Source organism: Microbacterium algeriense, assembly GCF_008868005.1.
GTDB lineage: Bacteria > Actinomycetota > Actinomycetes > Actinomycetales > Microbacteriaceae > Microbacterium > Microbacterium algeriense.
In genome coordinates, this window is record NZ_WAAO01000002.1 from 156,826 (window position 1) to 173,853 (window position 17,028).

Sequence of the window (17,028 nt, forward strand, 5' to 3'; positions counted from 1 at the left end):
TGTCCTCGGGGCTGGGTACGCTGGCGCCATGAGCATGGGTGGTGGAATGGGCGGCGGTCCCCGCGGCGGATTCCGTGGCGTGGACGAGGATGCGCAGCGCAGGCTGAACGCCGAGGCGCCTCGCATCCCCGGTCTCGGCGGCCGCGTGATCGCGCTGTTCCGCGCCTATCGCTGGCGCATCCTCTTCACGGGCGTCCTGGTCGTCGTCGGGGCGGCGATCGCGGTCGTGCCCCCGCTGATCGTCCAGCGCATCTTCGATGACGCGCTGTTCCCGGTCGCAGGCGGAGGGCCGCACCTGGAGCTGCTCGGGTGGCTCGTGGCCGCCATGGTGGGACTCTTCCTGCTCTCGGCGGTCCTGGGCGTCGCGCAGACATGGCTCACCGCGACGGTCGGAAACAGCGTCACCGGCGACCTCCGCGTGAAGCTCTTCGAACACCTGCAGGCGATGGAGCTGGGCTTCTTCACCCGCACCAAGACGGGTGTCATCCAGTCGCGTCTGCAGAACGACGTCGGCGGTGTCTCCGGTGTGCTGACCAACACCGTGACGAGCATCCTCGGCAACGTCGTGACGGTCATCGCCTCGCTCGTCGCGATGATCCTGATCGACTGGCGGCTGACGCTCATCGCGGTGATCATGATGCCCTTCCTGATCGTGGTGCAGCGCCGGGTCGGCCAGGTCAGGGCGCGGATCGCGGGGGAGACCCAGGAGTCGCTGTCGGAGCTCACCTCGATCACGCAGGAGACGCTGAGCGTGTCCGGCATGCTGCTGTCGAAGGCGTTCAACCGGCAGCGCACGGAATCGCAGCGCTACCAGGCCGAGAACCGCAACCAGGTGCGGCTGCAGGTGCGGCGGGCGATGAGCGGGCAGGGCTTCTTCGCGGTCGTGCAGGTGCTCATGGCGAGCGTGCCCGCGGTGATCTACCTGGTCTCGGGGTATCTGATCGCGGGTGGAACGGGGGCGATCACGGCGGGAACGGTCGTGGCCTTCACCACGGTGCAGGCGCGGCTGCTCATGCCGCTCATGGGGCTCATGCGCGTCTCGCTCGACCTCCAGACCTCCTCGGCGCTGTTCGCGCGCATCTTCGAGTACCTCGACCTGGTGCCGGAGATCGAGGATGCGGCGGACGCCATCACCGTGGACGAGGCTCCCGGCCCGCGCGGTCGGATCGAGTTCGCCGACGTCGTGTTCCGCTACCCGGACGCCTCACCGGACGCGCGTCCGACCCTCGACGGCGTGTCCTTCGTGGCGGAGCCCGGAAAGCAGGTCGCCTTCGTCGGCCCTTCGGGGGCGGGCAAGACGACGATCCTGTATCTCGCGCCGCGACTGTACGAGGCGAAGGGCGGCACGGTGCTGTTCTCCGGCGCGGACGTGCGCACCCTCACGCAGGAGTCGATCATCGACAACGTCGGGATCGTGTCCCAGGAGACGTACTTGTTCCACGCGACCATCCGCGAGAACCTGCGCTACGCCAAGCCGGACGCGACCGACGAGGAGCTGGTCGCGGCCTGCACGGCGGCGAACATCCACCACATCATCGCGGGGTTCGAGGAGGGGTACGACACCGTCGTGGGCGAGCGCGGCTACCGCCTCTCCGGGGGCGAGAAGCAGCGCATCGCGATCGCGCGCGTCCTGCTGAAGGACCCGCCGGTGCTGTTGCTGGACGAAGCGACCTCGGCGCTCGACACGGTGTCGGAGCGCGTGGTGCAGGAGGCGCTGGACGAGGCGGCGAAGGGACGCACGACGCTGTCGATCGCCCATCGTCTGTCCACGGTCATGGGCGCCGACGTGATCCACGTCCTCGAGGCCGGCCGTATCGTCGAGTCCGGGACCCATGCGGAACTCCTGGCCCGGGGCGGGCTCTATGCCGAGCTCGCCGCCGAGCAGGTCGCGGCCACCCGCGTGCTCGAGACCGAGGCGGAGGTCGAGGAGGCCGTGACCGGCGGCGCCACGGCCCCCCTCGCGGAGCGTCGCGCAGACCGTGCCCCGGCCGACTCGGCGGGTGCCGACGCCGTCGCCGTGATCACCGCCGCCGTGCCGTTGCTGTCGGAGCCGCGCCCCGACGAGAGGGTCTACCCGCCCGAGGCCTGAGTCCGCCCGAGTCTCAGTGCACCGAGAGCCCGCCATCGACGAACAGCGACTGCCCCGTGATGTACCCCGATCCTGCCCCGGCGAGGAAGACCGCGGCGGCCGCGAAGTCGCTCGGCACCCCGTTCCGACCGATCATCGTGCGCGCGGCGAGTTCGGCGACCTTCTCCGGATCCTCCTGCAGGCGGGCGTTGAGCGGTGTGAGGACGAACCCCGGGACGAGGCTGTTGCTCGTGACGCCCGTGCCGCCCCAGGCCTCCGCCTCGGAGCGCATGAGCGACTCCACGGCGCCCTTCGACGCGCCGTACACGCCGCTGCCGACGAAGGCGCGGTGCGCCTGCTGCGAGCTGATGTGGATGAGGCGGCCGTACCCGCGTTCGGCCATACCCCGGGCGTAGGCCTGACCGAGCAGGAACGGAGCGAGCGCGTTGACCGTCATCGTCGCGTCCCAGTCGTCCTCCGTGATCTCCGGGTACGGCGGCCGGATGTTGATCCCCGCGGAGTTCACGAGGATGTCCGGCTCTCCGAAGGGCGCCGCGGCGGCATCCGCGACCGAGCGGATCCCCGCCCTGGTGCTGAGGTCGCCCACCACTCCGGCGGCTCGGCAGCCGAGGCCGCGCAGCTCGTCGACGGTCTCGCCGACACGATCCTCGCCCCGGGCGACGACGACGGTCGCCGCTCCCGCCCTGGCGAGCGCGGTGGCGATGCCGCGGCCGATGCCCGAGCTGCCGCCGGTGACGACGGCCGTGCGGCCCTCCAGGGAGAACAGGGAGGCGAGGTAGTCGTTCATGTGGTCACCAGGGCTTTCATCGGGAGAGGGCACAGCGCGGTCACCACGCGAGGGCCGCGGCGAGTGCAGGGTCGGGGGCGGCGTCGGCGAACTCCGGCAGTGACCGGAGTTCGCGGATGAACGCATCGACCTCGGACGTGTAGGCGGGGTCGGGGTGGCTTGCGGCGATCTCGAGGAGCGGCGCGACGTCCATCGCGAGGATCAGCTCCAGTCGGCAGATGACGGCTTCGCGGGCCCCGGCCTCGTGCAGCACGCGGATGCCCCCGCGCAGGGCGTCGAGGTAGTCGCGCAGCACGGGCAGCTTCGACCTGCTCTGCGTGATCGAGGTTCCGTCGGCGCGGAGACGCCAGTCCACGACGACGTCGGGGATCACGTCGAACGTCCTCGCCCGCGTGTACATCTGCTGCGCCACGACCTGATCCTCGTATGCCACGCCCTCCGGGAAGCGCAGGTCGCGCCAGAAGTCGGTGCGGCTCAGCTTGGACCAGGCCACGATGTTGGACACCGCCCGCGGATGGGCGGCGAGCGTCGTCGCGAGGCGCTCCGGAGCCGTCGCGGCAGCGACCCAGGGCTGGACGCGCCCGGACCGGTAGCGGCCGTCGTGCAGGCGGGTGCGCACGTAGGCGCCGGCGACGAAGTCGCTGCCCGTCCGTTCGAGTGTGCCGACGAGGCGGGCCAGTGCGTCGGGGCGGAGCTCGTCGTCGCCGTCGAGGAACCCGACGTACGGGGTGTCGACACGATCGAGGCCGACGTTGCGGGCGGCGCCCAGCCCGCGGGAGGCCTCATGCGGGATCACCGCGAACCGGTCGTCGTCGGCAGCGGCGGCGGCGAAGATCGCTCCCGTGTCATCGGTTGATCCGTCGTCGATGAGGATCGCGCGCCAACGGGATTCCGTCTGCCCGCGCAGCGACGCGATGGCGGCCGGAGCGAACGCGGCGATGTCTCGACCGGGGACGATCAGCGTGGCGATCGGGGCGGATGCAGTCACCAGCCGAGTCTAGGGCGACGGCTCAGGCGCGAGCCGCGCGCACGGCGTCCGCGACGAGCGCGGCCAGCCGGTCCGGCGCGTCGTCGGGTAGCGCCTCTCGACCGAACGTGAACCGCACGGAGGTCTGCGCGATCTCCGGAGCGACGGCGCAGGCGAGCAGCACATGCGACGGCTCGTCACGCCCTGCCGCGCACGCCGAGCCGCTGGACGAGATGACTCCGCGCCGCTCCAGCTCCAGCAGCACGGATTCCCCGCTGACACCGGCGAACGTGAAGCTCGCGGTGCCGGGGAGCCGATGCACGGGGTGGCCGGTGAGCGCGGCTTCCTCGACACGGTCGAGGACCCGGGAGATGAACGCCGTCGTCGCCGCGCCGATCCGCGCCGCAGCGGCCTCGCGGTCCGCCTCGGCGAGCTCCAGCGCGGTCGCCAGTGCCACGGCGCCCGCGACGTTCTCGGTGCCGGAGCGTCGTCCGCGCTCCTGGCCCCCGCCGTGCAGCAGAGGCTCCAGCGGGACACGGCCACGCACCACGAGCGCTCCGGTGCCTTTCGGAGCGCCGAGCTTGTGGCCCGCGAGCGAGACGGCATCCGCGCCCAGACCCCGCAGCGGCAGCCAGCCCGCCGATTGCACCGCGTCCAGGTGCAGCAGTGCCCCCGCTGCGTGGGCGACCGCCGAGAGCGCTGCCGCGTCCTGCACCGTGCCGATCTCGTTGTTGGCGTGGCCGATCGAGATGAGCGCGGTGTCATCGCGCAGGGCAGCGGAGAGGTCGGTGGGGGCGATCCTCCCTGTCTCGTCCACGGGAAGCCGCGTCACGATCACGCCGTGGAAGCGCTCGAGGTAGGAGGCGGATTCCAGGATCGATTCGTGCTCGATCGGCGATACCACCAGGTGCCGCCGCCCGGCCTGCAGCCCGGCGAGCACGATGCCCTTCACCGCGAGGTTGTTCGCCTCGGTGCCGCCGCCGGTGAAGACGACGTCGCCGGTGCGCATCCCGAGCACCCCGGCGACCCGCGCGCGAGCATCCTCGAGCGCGTTCGCCGCCGCTTCGCCCGCGGTGTGGTGACTCGAGGGGTTGCCGAACACCCCGGTGAGGTACGGCGCCATGGCGGACAGCACCTCCGTGCGCACGGGGGAGGTGGCGGCGTGGTCGAGATACAGCACGGGCTCAGTCGATCCGCAGGTCGAGCCCGAGGTCGAGCGCACGCGCGGAATGGGTGAGCGCGCCCACGGAGATCACATCGACGCCGCAGCGCGCGATGTCTCCGACCGTGTCAAGGTCGACGCCGCCGGAGGCCTCCACGATCGCCCTGTCGCCGATGAGGGCGACGCCCTGACGCAGCTCGTCGAGCGAGAAGTTGTCGAGGAGCACCGTGTGGGCGCCCCCGTCGAGGACGGCGGGGATCTGGTCGAGGCGGTCGACCTCGACGACGACGTGCGTGGTGTGCGGCAGCCGCGACAGGGCGTCGCGCAGCGCGGACGCGAGGTCGAGCCCCGAGCGGGTGAGCACGGCGAGATGGTTGTCCTTGGCCATCACGGCGTCGGACAGCGAGTACCGGTGGTTGCGGCCGCCTCCGGACGCGACCGCGTGTCGTTCGAAGGCGCGCAGACCCGGAGTCGTCTTGCGGGTGTCGGCGATCCGCGCCTGCGTGCCCGCGACCGCGGCCACGTAGGCGGCGGTCAGCGTCGCGATCCCGCTCATGCGCTGGGCGAAGTTGAGCGCGACGCGCTCGGCGGTGAGGATGCTGCGCGCCGCGCCGGACACCGAAGCCAGGGCGTCGCCCGCGGCGAACTCGTCGCCGTCCGCGACGTGCAGGTCGATCGTCAGGCCCGGGTCCGTGCGGGCGAAGGCCGTCGCGAACACCTCTCCGCCGCTGAAGACCCCCGGCTCGCGGGCGACGAGGTCGGCGGTGGCGGTGGCATCGGCCGGGAGCAGCGTCGTGCTCGTGAGGTCTCCCCAGGGGGCGTCCTCTTCCAGGGCGGCGCCGACGACGCGATCGATGGTGGCGCGGGTGAGCATCAGACGGACTCCAGGATCGAGGCGAGAGGGCGGGCGTGAGCGTTTTCGGGCACCGGGTCGTCGATCCGGTGATGCGCCCCCAGGGACGACGTCCTGATCAGGGCCGCCGTGGCGGCGGCGTGTGCGAGCAGCAGGAGGTTGGCGTCCTCGTGCTCGGCGATCGTCGCGGGGTCGGCGGTGCTCGCGGACCAGCTCCGCAGCGTCGCGAGCGCGTCCACCAGACCCGTCTCGCTGCGGAGCAGACCCACCGCTTCCCACATGAGCTGCTGCAGCGCCGCGCGGCTGAAGGGCGGGGTGGGGGAGGAGGAGCTCGGCGGCGCGGCTTCGACAGCGACCGTCGCCGCACGCCGCGGGCCGGGCGAGTGGGCGGTCGACGGGGCGAGCGCAGCCGCCGCCCTGGCACCGAAGACGGCACCCTCGAGGAGCGAGTTCGAGGCCAGACGATTCGCGCCGTGGACGCCGGTCCGAGCGACCTCTCCGACGGCGAAGAGGCCGGGGAGCGACGTGCGGCCGTCGAGATCGGTGACCACTCCGCCCATCAGATAGTGCGCTGCGGGCGTGACCGGGAGCGGCTCTCGCGACCAGTCGAAGCCGCGGGCCCTCGTCACGCGGTCGATGGTCGGGAACCGTCGCATCAGAACGGCCCCACCGAGGCCCGTGGCGTCCAGACGGACGGGGGAGCCCTGGATGGCGGCCTGGCGTGCGATCGCGCGGGAGACCACGTCCCGCGGGGCGAGCTCGCCGTCGGGGTGGCTGTCGAACGCGAAGCGCCGATCGTGGTCGTCGATCAGGGCGGCGCCTTCGCCTCGCACGGCCTCGGAGATGAGGAAGGGCGGCCCGGACGCCAGGATCGTGGGGTGGAACTGCACGAACTCGAGATCGGCGACGGCCGCGCCGGCCCGCAGGGCGGCAGCGATCCCGTCGCCGGTGGCGCCGTGCGGGTTGGTGGTGTGCGCGTAGAGCTGACCGGCGCCGCCGGTCGCGAGGATCACCGCATCCGCCGCGAGCTCCGTCAGCGCATCCCGGCGCAGCAGACGCACTCCTGTCGCCGCGCCGTCGACCACGACGAGGTCCAGCAGGAACGCCCGCTCGATCACCGTGATCGTGGTACGCCGCACGGCGTCCACGAGAGCAGTCGCGATCGCCGCTCCGGTGGCGTCCCCACCCGCATGGACGATGCGCGCGTGCCGGTGCGCGGCTTCTCGGCCGAGCTGCAGAGCGCCGTCCTCGTCGCGGTCGAACGCGACGCCACGCGCGATGAGCTCCGCGATCCGGGCGCCGGCGTCCGCCACGAGGGCCTGCACGGCCGCGGGATCCGCGTGTCCCGCTCCCGCCGCCATGGTGTCCTCCGCGTGGTGCGCGGCGGAGTCGCGCTCGCCGTACATCCCGGCAACGCCGCCCTGCGCGAGCCGGGTGCACCCGTCGCCCAGGCTGCCCTTCGTGACGAGCGTCACCCTGTGGCCGGCTTCCTGCGCATGCAGAGCAGCCGTGAGTCCCGCGATGCCTGAGCCCGCGACGACGACGTTCATCGTGCGCCGGCGCTCACGGGAGGCTTCGCGGCGAGCATCCGCTCCAGGGCCACGCGCGCGGGGTCGGCCACGTCGTCGCTCACGGTGATGCGGTTCGGGGTGCGTCCTGCGACGAGCTCCTCGAGCACCCAGGCGAGGTAGCCGGGGTGGATGCGGTACATCGTCGAACAGGGGCACACCACGGGGTCGAGGCAGAAGATCTCGTGCTGCGGGTACTGGGCTGCGAGTCGGCGGACGAGATTGATCTCGGTGCCGATCGCGAAGGTCGTCGGCTCGGTGGCGGAGTCGATGGCGCGGCGGATGTACTCGGTCGAGCCTGCTTCGTCGGCGGCGTCCACGACCTCCATCGGGCACTCCGGATGCACGATGACCCGCACGCCGGGGTGCTCGACGCGGGCACGGTCGATCTGCTCGACCGTGAAGCGGCGATGCACCGAGCAGAACCCGTGCCACAGGATCACGCGGGAGTCCCGCAGTTCGTCGGCGGACGATCCGCCGAGCGCTCGCCGCGGGTTCCACATCGGCATGCGGTCCAGCGGCACGCCCATCGCCTTGGCGGTGTTGCGGCCGAGGTGCTGGTCGGGGAAGAACAGCACCCGGCGTCCGCGCTCGAAGGCCCACTCGAGCACGGTGCGGGCGTTGGAGGAGGTGCAGACGATCCCGCCGCGCCGCCCGACGAAGCCCTTGATCGCCGCGGAGGAGTTCATGTAGGTCACCGGGATCACCGGCACGCGGCCCTCGGCATCGAGGGCTTCGAGGTCGCCGAAGATCTCCTCGAGCTGCTCCCAGCACTCCTCGACCTGGTCGATGTCCGCCATGTCGGCCATCGAGCATCCGGCGGCGAGGTTCGGCAGGACCACGGCCTGGTCGGGCCGGGAAAGCAGGTCGGCGGTCTCGGCCATGAAGTGCACCCCGCAGAAGACGATGGCCTCGGCCTCCGTCCTGCCCTTGGCCGCTGTCGCGAGCTGGAACGAATCCCCGACGTAGTCCGCGTGCTGCACCACCTCCTCGCGCTGATAGAAGTGGCCGAGGATCACCACGCGGTCGCCGAGGGTGTCCTTCGCGGCGCGGATGCGCTCATGGAGCTCGTCCTCTCCGGCCTCGCGGTACGCCGCGGGCAGCTCGCCCTGCCGCGGAGCGCCGGTGGGGATCACGTCGCCCATCGAGGAGCCGGGGCCGTAGCCGGGGCGGGCGTCGAAGTCCCACGGGCCGGCGGCGAGATCGGTGGTGCAGGTGGCGTCGGTCGAGGCGCCGCTCACGATCGCCTGGATCGCGTGGTCGACGGAGGCGTCGCGCGGGGGGACCGCGGGAGCGGGGACGACGGTGATGCTCATCGGGTGCTCGTTTCTTCGGGACCGAGGGGGCCGCGATCGGCCAGCTCGACATCGGTGTTGTCGCGGTACAGACGCGCTGGGCGGTGGCTGCCGGTGCGGAATCGATCGGTGGGGATCAGGTTTCCCGCCGCCTCGACCTGACGGCGGAAGTTCGCCGGGTCGAGCTGTCGACCGAGGATCGATTCGTACGCCTCACGGAGTTCGGCGAGCGTGAACTCCTCCGGGAGGAATCCCTGCGCGACGCGGCTGTAGCCGACCTTGTTCCGTAGGCGCCAGAGGGCGTAGTCGATGATGCGGGAGTGGTCGAAGGCGAGCTCGGGCAGCTCGTCGACGTCGAACCACCGCACGTTCTCGGGAGCGCGGCCGGAGGCGCGGTGTGCGGCGATCTGCGCGGTCACATCATCCTGTCGCAGAAGTGCCCAGTACACGATCGACACGACGCGGGTGGGGGAGCGGTCGACCGCTCCGAAGGCGTAGAGCTGCTCCAGGTAGCTGGGGGAGAGGCCGGTCGTCTCGGCGAGCGTGCGCGCCGCGGCGTCGACGGGGGACTCGGCGGCTGTGAGCCACCCACCCGGCAGCGCCCACTGGTCGGCGTAGGGGTCCCGCGTGCGCAGGACCAGGGGCAGGGCGAGGACCGCGCTCCCGTCTTCGCCCCGGCGCAGCGTGAGGATCACGGTCGACACCGCGACCTGGATCCCGCCACTTTGAGTCATTGTTACCCTAACCTCCTGTTGACGATCTTAGTGTCACCTCGACTCTTTGTGCACGCAGATGACGCCGCGGTGTTGTCGAGTCCGAAACGTTATCTGCGAGCCTGCGAGAGTCTTGTCCGTCGGGGCGGGGTTTGTTAGGTTACTGTCCTAACAAACCCCTTCGAGGTGGCTGTCCAACCGCCTCCCTGGGCGTCCGGGAACCCCATCGCGGGGTTCTGCTCCATCCGGAGCGATCCCTCCTGCAGTGCAGCACCGAGAGGAAACAACAGAAATGATCCGTAACGGAAAGCGCAGACTCGCGCTCACCGCGGTTGCCGGAGCCTCCGTCCTCGCCCTGGGCCTCACCGCCTGCGGCGCCGGTGGCAACGAAGGCGGAGACGCCGACAGCGACCGTGCCCTTCGTGTCTGGGCGGGAAGCCAGACCCCGATCACCGCGAACTACAACCCGTTCGCGCCGACCGTGCTCCACGGCGCGCTCGGTCCGATCTACGAACCGCTCTTCTTCTACAACAAGACGAAGGACGCCGAGCCCGTCGGGCTGATCGGCGACTCGTTCGAGTACAACGAGGACGGCACCCAGATCACCGTCACGATCAAGCCCGACCTCAAGTGGAGCGACGGCGAGCCGCTCACCGCGAAGGACGTCGCGTTCTCGTTCAACTACGAGGCGAACAACCCCGAGGGCAACGGTCTGATCTCCGCCGAGGCGACGGACGACACGACCGCCGTGCTCACCTACTCCAGCGCGCAGTACACCACCGAGTTCCAGCGCATGGGTTCCAGCTACATCCTCCCCGAGCACATCTGGAAGGACGTCGACGACTTCGCGAACTTCACCAACGAGGAGCCCGTCGGCTCGGGCCCGTACGTGGTGGACAAGACCACCAGCGAGTCGTACACCCTGGTCGCGAACGAGAACTACCGCGGCGCGGACGACCTCGCCGTGAAGAAGGTCCAGTACATCGCGGTCGACAACAACCAGACCGCGCAGGACCTGCTCGCAGCCGGCAAGCTCGACTGGACGGGCATGTTCATCCCGAACCCGGACGACGTGACCTCCAACGGCAAGATCGACTGGATCAACACCCCCCAGGACCCGACCGTGCTGTACACGTGCTCGAACGCCGAGCTCGGATGCACGGGCCCGCAGACCGATGTCGCGGTGCGCCAGGCGCTGAACGTCGCCATCGACCGCGCGACCATCAAGGACAAGGCGTTCGTGGGTCTGACCGGCGACATCTCGCCCGCGTACACCCTGCTGCCGCGCGACGAGAAGTGGCTCGCCGACCCGGCCAACGAGGTCAGCCCGCAGGAGGCGAACGCCGCAGAGGCCGGCGAGATCCTCGAGGCCGCCGGATACACGAAGGGCTCGTCCGGGATCTACGAGAAGGACGGCGCCCCCGTCGAGCTCAACCTGATCTCGGTCGACGGCTGGACGGACTACAACGACGCCGCGAAGCTGATCGCCGAGCAGGCCGAGGCAGCGGGCATCAAGGTGACCGCTTCGACCGTGCAGTGGCAGGAGTTCTCCGACGCTCGTCAGGGCGGCAACTTCCAGCTCATCGTCGGCGGCGTCATCGGCACGTCGGTCGCCGACCCGTTCCAGATCTACCGCGACTGGTTCGGCGGCACCGCGGTGGAGTCCACCAGCCCCGTCGGCGAGGAGATCCCCGCCGGTCGCTGGAACTTCAGCCGGTACAGCAACCCGAAGGTCGACGAGGCCATCCAGGCCGCGATCAGCACGAACGACGAGGCCGAGAAGAAGGAGCTGTACGGCACGATCCAGACCGAGATCGTCCGTGACCTGCCCTACATCCCGCTCGTGATCAACGCGACGCAGACCTTCTACAACACGAAGGACTACACCGGCTGGCCGACCGAGGAGGACCTCTACGCCTTCCCGCCGTCCTGGGGTGCGATCGCCGCGGGCTACGTGCTGACGCAGATCAAGCCGGCCGGCTGAGTCGAGAGGAGTCGGGGAAGAAGGAAGTCAGGAAACAGTGACATGAAGTTCTATGCACGAAGAATCGGGTTCTACGCGTTCACGCTCTGGGCCGCGATCTCCATCAACTTCCTTCTTCCCCGGCTCATGCCAGGGGATCCCGCCGACATCATGATCGCCAAGATGCAGCGGGCGGGCGGGGAGGTCTCCGAGACCACCATCCGCAACATCCGGCTGTTGCTCGGCGGCGACGATTCGTCCCTGTGGGACCAGTACCTCGCGTACTGGGGGCGCATGTTCCAAGGCGACCTGGGCGTGTCGGTGACGAAGTTCCCGACGCCGGTGACCGAGCTCATCGCCGGTGCGCTGCCGTGGACGCTGATCCTCGTCGGCACCGCCACGGTCATCTCCTTCCTGCTGGGCGTCGCTCTGGGCGCCTGGGCGGGGTGGAAGCGCGGCACCTGGGTCGACCACCTCATCCCGGCCACGACGGTCCTGCAGTCGATCCCGTACTTCTGGCTCGCACTCGTCCTCGTCGCCGTGTTCGCGGTCGGGCTCGGCTGGTTCCCGATGTTCGGCGGCTACGACGTCTTCGACTTCCCCGACGGCCCAGAGCCGACCTGGGCGTTCTTCTCCGACGCGGTCGCCCACTCCCTCCTGCCCGCCATCACCATCGTCATCAGCTCGGTGGGCGGCTGGATGTTCGGTATGCGCAACATGATGGTCTCAACGCTCGCCGAGGACTACGTCCTCACCGCTGAGGCCAAGGGGCTGCGTCCGAGGCGCATCATGACCACGTACGCGGCGCGCAACGCCGCCATCCCGTCGATCGCCGGCTTCTCGATCACGCTCGGATTCGTGGTCGCCGGATCCATCGTGATGGAGCAGGTCTTCACCTACCCCGGTGTCGGCAAGCTGATGTTCCAGGCCGTCACGAACAACGACTACGCGCTGATGCAGGGGCTCTTCCTCGTGATCACCCTCACCGTGCTCGTCGCCAACTTCTTCATGGACCTCGTCTATGGCTTCATCGACCCGAGGGCTCGCCAGAATGTCTGACACCAAGAACCCGCTCCTCCTGGAGGAACCGCCCACCGTCGCCCCCGAGGGCACGGTCGCCCTGGCCACCCAGCGCCAGGAGCGCAAGCGCCGGCGAGTGCTCCCGAGCACGTCCCCGAAGTTCATCATCGGCTCGATCCTCGTGCTCGCGATCGTGCTCTTCGCGATCATCGCCCCCTTCTTCACGCAGAACCCGCGCAGCACCGACAACCCGGCGCTCGAGGCGCCGTCGGCAGCCCACTGGCTGGGGACGACGAAGCTCGGCAACGACGTGTTCGCCCAGCTCGCGATCGGTGCGCAGGGTTCCCTGCTGATCGGGGTCACCGCCGGCGGGATCGCGATCGTGCTGTCGCTGCTGTTCGGCGTCCTCGCCGGATACCTGGGCGGCTGGCGCGAGGACGGCCTCGCGCTGATCACGAACGTGATGATCGTGATCCCCGGTCTGCCGCTCACGATGGTCATCGCATCCTTCGTCCCCCAGCGCAGCTGGCAGCTGGTCGCGTTCGTGCTCGGCATCACATCCTGGGCAGGAGCGGCATACGTGCTGCGGCTGCAGACCCGCTCACTGCGCACGCGCGACTACGTGTACGCCTCGAAGGTCGCGGGCGAGAAGTCGCTGCGGGTGATCCTCGTCGAGATCATGCCCAACCTGCTTCCGCTGCTGACGGCGCAGTTCCTCTTCGCGATCATCTTCGCCATCCTCGGCGAGGCCGGTCTGTCCTACCTGGGGCTCGGGCCGAACTCGTCGATCACGTGGGGATCCATCCTCAACGACGCACAGTCCGGGCAGGCGCTCGGCCGTGGCGCGTGGTGGTGGTTCATCCCGCCGGGGATCATGATCGCGATCCTCGGGGCGGGCCTGGCCCTGATCAACTTCGCGATCGACGAGGTCATCAACCCGAAGCTGCGCAACGCGCCCGATGCCGCGCGACGTCTGCGCAAGGCCGCCAAGGAGAAGGGCGTCACCGCATGAGTGAGGCAGTGCTGACGGCGCGGAACGTGTCGATCGAGTATGAGGTGGACCCGCCGGTGAAGGCCGTGCGCGACGTCTCCCTGACGCTCCACCGCGGCGAGATCCTCGGACTCGCCGGGGAATCCGGGTGCGGCAAGACCACCCTCGCGTACGGGATGAACCGGCTGCTGAAGGCGCCGGCTCTGATGACCGGTGGCGAGATCGTGTTCCACGATCGCGACGGACACGACATCGACATCGTGGGGCTCGACGGCGAGGGGCTGCGCGCGTTCCGCTGGGACAAGATCTCGATGGTGTTCCAGGGGGCGATGAACTCGCTGAACCCGGTCATCAGCGTGAAGGCGCAGATCTTCGACATCTTCGACACGCATCGCCCCGGAATGTCGAAGAAGGCCAAGCAGGAGCGCGCCGAGGAGCTGCTCACGCTGGTGGGAGTGGATCCGAACCGGCTGACGAGCTTCCCGCACGAGCTGTCGGGCGGGATGCGGCAGCGCATGATGATCGCGATGGCGCTCGCCCTGGACCCGCAGGTGATGATCATGGATGAGCCGACGACCGCGCTGGACGTCGTCGTGCAGCGGGGCATCATCCGGGAGATCATGCGCCTGCGGGAACGGCTCGGCTTCGCGGTCATCTTCATCACGCACGACCTGCCGATGCTGATCGAGATCAGCGACCGGATCGCGGTGATGCTGCAGGGCCGCATCGTCGAAGAGGGGACAGCGGAGGAGATCTACCGCACCCCGCAGCACGAGTACACTCAGCGGCTGCTGTCGAGTTTCCCGTCGCTGACGGGGGAGCGGGGCGACTTCGTGCGCACGGGTGTGAACCAGGAGGGGATCCGATGAGCGCGACGATGGGTACGGCGACCGGCACGGCGACGCTGGAGGCCCGGAACCTGGTGAAGGACTTCTCGCTGCGGTCGGGCTTCCGCACGAGCGTGCTGCACGCCGTGAAGGACGTGTCGTTCACGATCGAGGCGGGCAAGACGATCGCGCTGGTGGGGGAGTCGGGATCGGGGAAGTCCACGATCGCCCGGATGCTGATGAAGCTGGAGACGCCGACGAGCGGGGAGATCCTGCTCGACGGCGTCGAGTCCGGCACCAGGGGGCGGGCGCTGGAGCGGTACCGCTCCGACGTGCAGATGGTGTTCCAGGATCCGTTCGCGTCCTTGAACCCGTTCCACACGATCGTGCACCACCTGGAGCGTCCGCTCCGCCTCCACCACCCGGAGCTGTCGCGCGCGCAGGTGCGGGAGCGGGCGGTCGAGCTGCTCGAGCGCGTGCGTCTGACGCCGGGGGAGAGCTTCGCCGAACGGCGTCCGCACGAGCTGTCGGGCGGTCAGCGGCAGCGTGTCGCGATCGCGCGGGCGCTGGCGCCGGGGGCACGGTTCATCGTGGCCGACGAACCCGTGTCGATGCTCGACGTGTCGATCCGGCTCGGGGTGCTGAACCTGCTCGCAGACCTGCAGCGTGAGGAGAACCTGGGCGTGCTGTACATCACGCACGACCTGGCCACCGCTCGGCACTTCTCGGACGAGATCATGGTGCTCTACAAGGGAGACGTCGTCGAGCGCGGTCCCGCGGACGAGGTCATCCTCCACCCGCAGCACGAGTACACCAAGACGCTTCTGGGGGCCGCACCCGAGCCGGAGAATCTCGGACGCCTCCGCGACGAGGTCCGCGCCGAGCTCGCCCTCGACGCCTGACGCCCTCGCCCCGCCGACGGGAGGGCCGTGGAGTCGGGGAACGGACCGGCTAGACTGGGGCGCACAACTGAAGACAGGCCGAATGAACCCCGCGGGAGAGCCCCGGCGAACGCAGCCGGGCACCGAAGGAGCAAGCCTCCCCGCCAATCTCTCAGGTATGCGTACCGCGCGGTTCCGGCCACTCTGAAAAGCGATCTCGCGCACAGCGCGGATCCGCCGACGGTGAAAGCCCCGCAGCCATGCATGGGCGAAGCTCTCAGGCCTATGACAGAGGGGGAGTTCCGAGGTATGGCGACGCCGCCGTGCCGCCCGTACGCACCCGGGAGAACTCCATGTCGAACCCCCGCTACACCCCGCTCCGAGAACGCCACGAGGCCCTCGGCGCGTCCTTCACCGACTTCGGCGGCTGGCAGATGCCCGTCCGCTACACCTCGGACCTCGCCGAGCACCACGCGGTGCGGCAGAGCGCCGGGATCTTCGACATCTCGCACATGGCCGAGTTCACGGTCCGCGGCAGCGTGGCGGGAGAGTTCCTGGACTATGCGCTCGCCGGACGCCTCTCGGCTCTGCCCGTCGGCAAGGCGAAGTACTCGCTGCTGCTGACCGAGTCGGGCGGGATCATCGACGACGTGATCGTCTACCGTCTCGCCGAAGACGACTTCCTCATCATCTCCAACGCCGGCAACCGGGAGGCCGTGGCGGCGGCGCTCGCCGTCCGCGCCGAGGGCTTCGACGTCGCGGTCGACGATGTCTCGGACGCCTACGCCCTCATCGCCGTCCAGGGGCCGCAGGCCGAGGCTGTGCTCGCCGCGACGGCCGAGATCACCGATGTGAGCACGCCGTGGTCTGAGCAGAAGTACTACGCCTGGGCGTCGGCCCGCTTCGCCGGGGAGCCGCTGCTGCTGGCCCGCACCGGCTACACCGGGGAGGACGGCTTCGAACTGCTCGTTCCGGCGGAGCACGCCGCGGCGCTGTGGGATGCGCTCCTGGCCGCGGGGGCGCCGCTCGGCCTCGTGCCCGCCGGCCTCGCCGCCCGCGACACGCTGCGCCTCGAGGCCGGTATGCCGCTGTACGGGCACGAGCTCTCGCTCGACACGGCACCCGCCCAGGCCGGACTCGGACGCGTCGTCGTCACCGCCAAGGACCAGTTCGTCGGCAAGGCTGCGACGGAGCCGGGCCCGGACGCACCGGTGCTGGTCGGTCTCGTGGCCGAGGGCAAGCGTGCCGGGCGCGCGGGGTACGCCGTCGTCGACGACGAGGGAGCAGTGCTCGGCGAGATCACCAGCGGTGCGCTCAGCCCGACTCTCGGCCACCCGATCGCCATGGCCTACGTGCATCCTTCTTCCGCTGCGGAGGGAACCGCAGTATTCCTTGATGTGCGGGGGACCAGGATCCCCGCGACCGTGACCGCCCTGCCTTTCTACCGGAGGACCAAATGACCGACCTCAATGCACTCCACTACACCGATGAGCACGAGTGGATCGCCGGTGTCGACGGCGCTTCCGGCTCGGGGACCGTCGTGACCATCGGCATCACCGACTACGCCGCCGACAAGCTGGGCGACGTCGTGTTCGTCGAGCTGCCCGCCGTCGGCACCGAGGTCACGGCCGGATCCGTCGTCGGCGAGATCGAGTCGACCAAGTCGGTCGGCGAGCTGTACGCGCCCGTCTCCGGCACGGTCGTCGAGATCAACGACGCCGCGGTCGACGACCCGTCTCTGGTCAACTCCGCTCCGTTCGAGGGCGGCTGGCTGCTCAAGGTCGAGGTCGCCGACGGCGCGCTCGACGGACTGCTCGACCGCGACGCGTACGTCGCACTCACGGAGGGCTGATCCAGAAGTGGTTGCTTTCGCCGATCGTCACATCGGACCCACGGATGCCGCGCAGCGCAC

15 protein-coding genes and 2 riboswitches are annotated in these 17,028 nt (G+C 69.9%); of the genes, 8 read left to right on the forward strand and 7 right to left on the reverse strand.

The features are described from left to right. Nucleotides 1-34: 34 nt before the first annotated feature. Complete coding sequence (locus F6A08_RS08390; RefSeq protein ID WP_124896819.1) at nucleotides 35-2,089, forward strand: ABC transporter ATP-binding protein; 2,055 nt, start codon at nucleotides 35-37, stop codon at nucleotides 2,087-2,089. 13 nt (nucleotides 2,090-2,102) lie between these two features. Here the strand turns inward: F6A08_RS08390 and F6A08_RS08395 are convergent, their stop codons facing one another. The 7 genes from F6A08_RS08395 to F6A08_RS08425 are packed head-to-tail and all read right to left on the reverse strand — an operon-like array spanning nucleotide 2,103 to nucleotide 9,455. After that, nucleotides 2,103-2,876 carry an SDR family NAD(P)-dependent oxidoreductase gene (locus tag F6A08_RS08395; protein WP_151459235.1) on the reverse strand — a complete coding sequence of 258 codons (774 nt, stop codon included), beginning with the start codon at nucleotides 2,874-2,876 and terminating at the stop codon, nucleotides 2,103-2,105. Between the two features lie 40 nt (nucleotides 2,877-2,916). Next, complete coding sequence (locus F6A08_RS08400; RefSeq protein ID WP_151459236.1) at nucleotides 2,917-3,864, reverse strand: glycosyltransferase family 2 protein; 948 nt, start codon at nucleotides 3,862-3,864, stop codon at nucleotides 2,917-2,919. Nucleotides 3,865-3,886: 22 nt separating this feature from the next. Continuing rightward, nucleotides 3,887-5,023 carry a cysteine desulfurase family protein gene (locus tag F6A08_RS08405; protein WP_151459237.1) on the reverse strand — a complete coding sequence of 379 codons (1,137 nt, stop codon included), beginning with the start codon at nucleotides 5,021-5,023 and terminating at the stop codon, nucleotides 3,887-3,889. Between the two features lie 4 nt (nucleotides 5,024-5,027). After that, entirely contained in the window at nucleotides 5,028-5,879 is an 852-nt protein-coding gene (gene nadC, locus F6A08_RS08410; protein WP_124895168.1) for a carboxylating nicotinate-nucleotide diphosphorylase, read from the reverse strand. Next, complete coding sequence (gene nadB / locus F6A08_RS08415) at nucleotides 5,879-7,408, reverse strand: L-aspartate oxidase (protein ID WP_151459238.1); 1,530 nt, start codon at nucleotides 7,406-7,408, stop codon at nucleotides 5,879-5,881. The genes nadC and nadB overlap by 1 nt, the downstream gene beginning before the upstream one ends. Further along, entirely contained in the window at nucleotides 7,405-8,742 is a 1,338-nt protein-coding gene (nadA, locus tag F6A08_RS08420; protein WP_151459239.1) for a quinolinate synthase NadA, read from the reverse strand. Before nadA ends, nadB begins: the two co-directional genes overlap by 4 nt. Next, nucleotides 8,739-9,455, reverse strand: coding sequence for an NUDIX hydrolase (locus tag F6A08_RS08425; protein ID WP_192576727.1), 717 nt, complete (start codon nucleotides 9,453-9,455; stop codon nucleotides 8,739-8,741). Before F6A08_RS08425 ends, nadA begins: the two co-directional genes overlap by 4 nt. A gap of 271 nt (nucleotides 9,456-9,726) precedes the next feature. On the opposite strand from F6A08_RS08425, the gene F6A08_RS08430 reads away from it, so the two are divergent. From F6A08_RS08430 to gcvH, 7 genes are all read left to right on the forward strand, one after another. Further along, the gene (locus tag F6A08_RS08430) at nucleotides 9,727-11,418 is read left to right on the forward strand and encodes an ABC transporter substrate-binding protein (RefSeq protein WP_017203350.1); all 1,692 of its coding nucleotides are present in this window, start codon (nucleotides 9,727-9,729) and stop codon (nucleotides 11,416-11,418) included. 42 nt (nucleotides 11,419-11,460) lie between these two features. Next, entirely contained in the window at nucleotides 11,461-12,456 is a 996-nt protein-coding gene (locus F6A08_RS08435; protein ID WP_017203349.1) for an ABC transporter permease, read from the forward strand. Then, nucleotides 12,449-13,429: an ABC transporter permease gene (locus F6A08_RS08440; protein ID WP_017203348.1), complete on the forward strand. Its 981-nt coding sequence runs from the start codon at nucleotides 12,449-12,451 to the stop codon at nucleotides 13,427-13,429. The genes F6A08_RS08435 and F6A08_RS08440 overlap by 8 nt, the downstream gene beginning before the upstream one ends. Next, nucleotides 13,426-14,277, forward strand: coding sequence for an ABC transporter ATP-binding protein (locus tag F6A08_RS08445; protein WP_026049877.1), 852 nt, complete (start codon nucleotides 13,426-13,428; stop codon nucleotides 14,275-14,277). The genes F6A08_RS08440 and F6A08_RS08445 overlap by 4 nt, the downstream gene beginning before the upstream one ends. Further along, on the forward strand, nucleotides 14,274-15,137 hold the full coding sequence (locus tag F6A08_RS08450) for an ABC transporter ATP-binding protein (protein ID WP_017203346.1): 864 nt from the start codon (nucleotides 14,274-14,276) through the stop codon (nucleotides 15,135-15,137). Before F6A08_RS08445 ends, F6A08_RS08450 begins: the two co-directional genes overlap by 4 nt. A gap of 82 nt (nucleotides 15,138-15,219) precedes the next feature. Then, a riboswitch (glycine riboswitch) is annotated at nucleotides 15,220-15,314 on the forward strand. Nucleotide 15,315: 1 nt separating this feature from the next. After that, nucleotides 15,316-15,415, forward strand: a riboswitch (glycine riboswitch). 54 nt (nucleotides 15,416-15,469) lie between these two features. Next, nucleotides 15,470-16,576, forward strand: a complete 1,107-nt coding sequence (gene gcvT / locus F6A08_RS08455; RefSeq protein WP_151459240.1) for a glycine cleavage system aminomethyltransferase GcvT — start codon at nucleotides 15,470-15,472, stop codon at nucleotides 16,574-16,576. Then, a complete protein-coding gene (gene gcvH, locus F6A08_RS08460) occupies nucleotides 16,573-16,968 on the forward strand; it encodes a glycine cleavage system protein GcvH (protein WP_017203345.1) in 396 nt (131 codons plus the stop codon). Before gcvT ends, gcvH begins: the two co-directional genes overlap by 4 nt. Nucleotides 16,969-17,028: the final 60 nt, after the last annotated feature.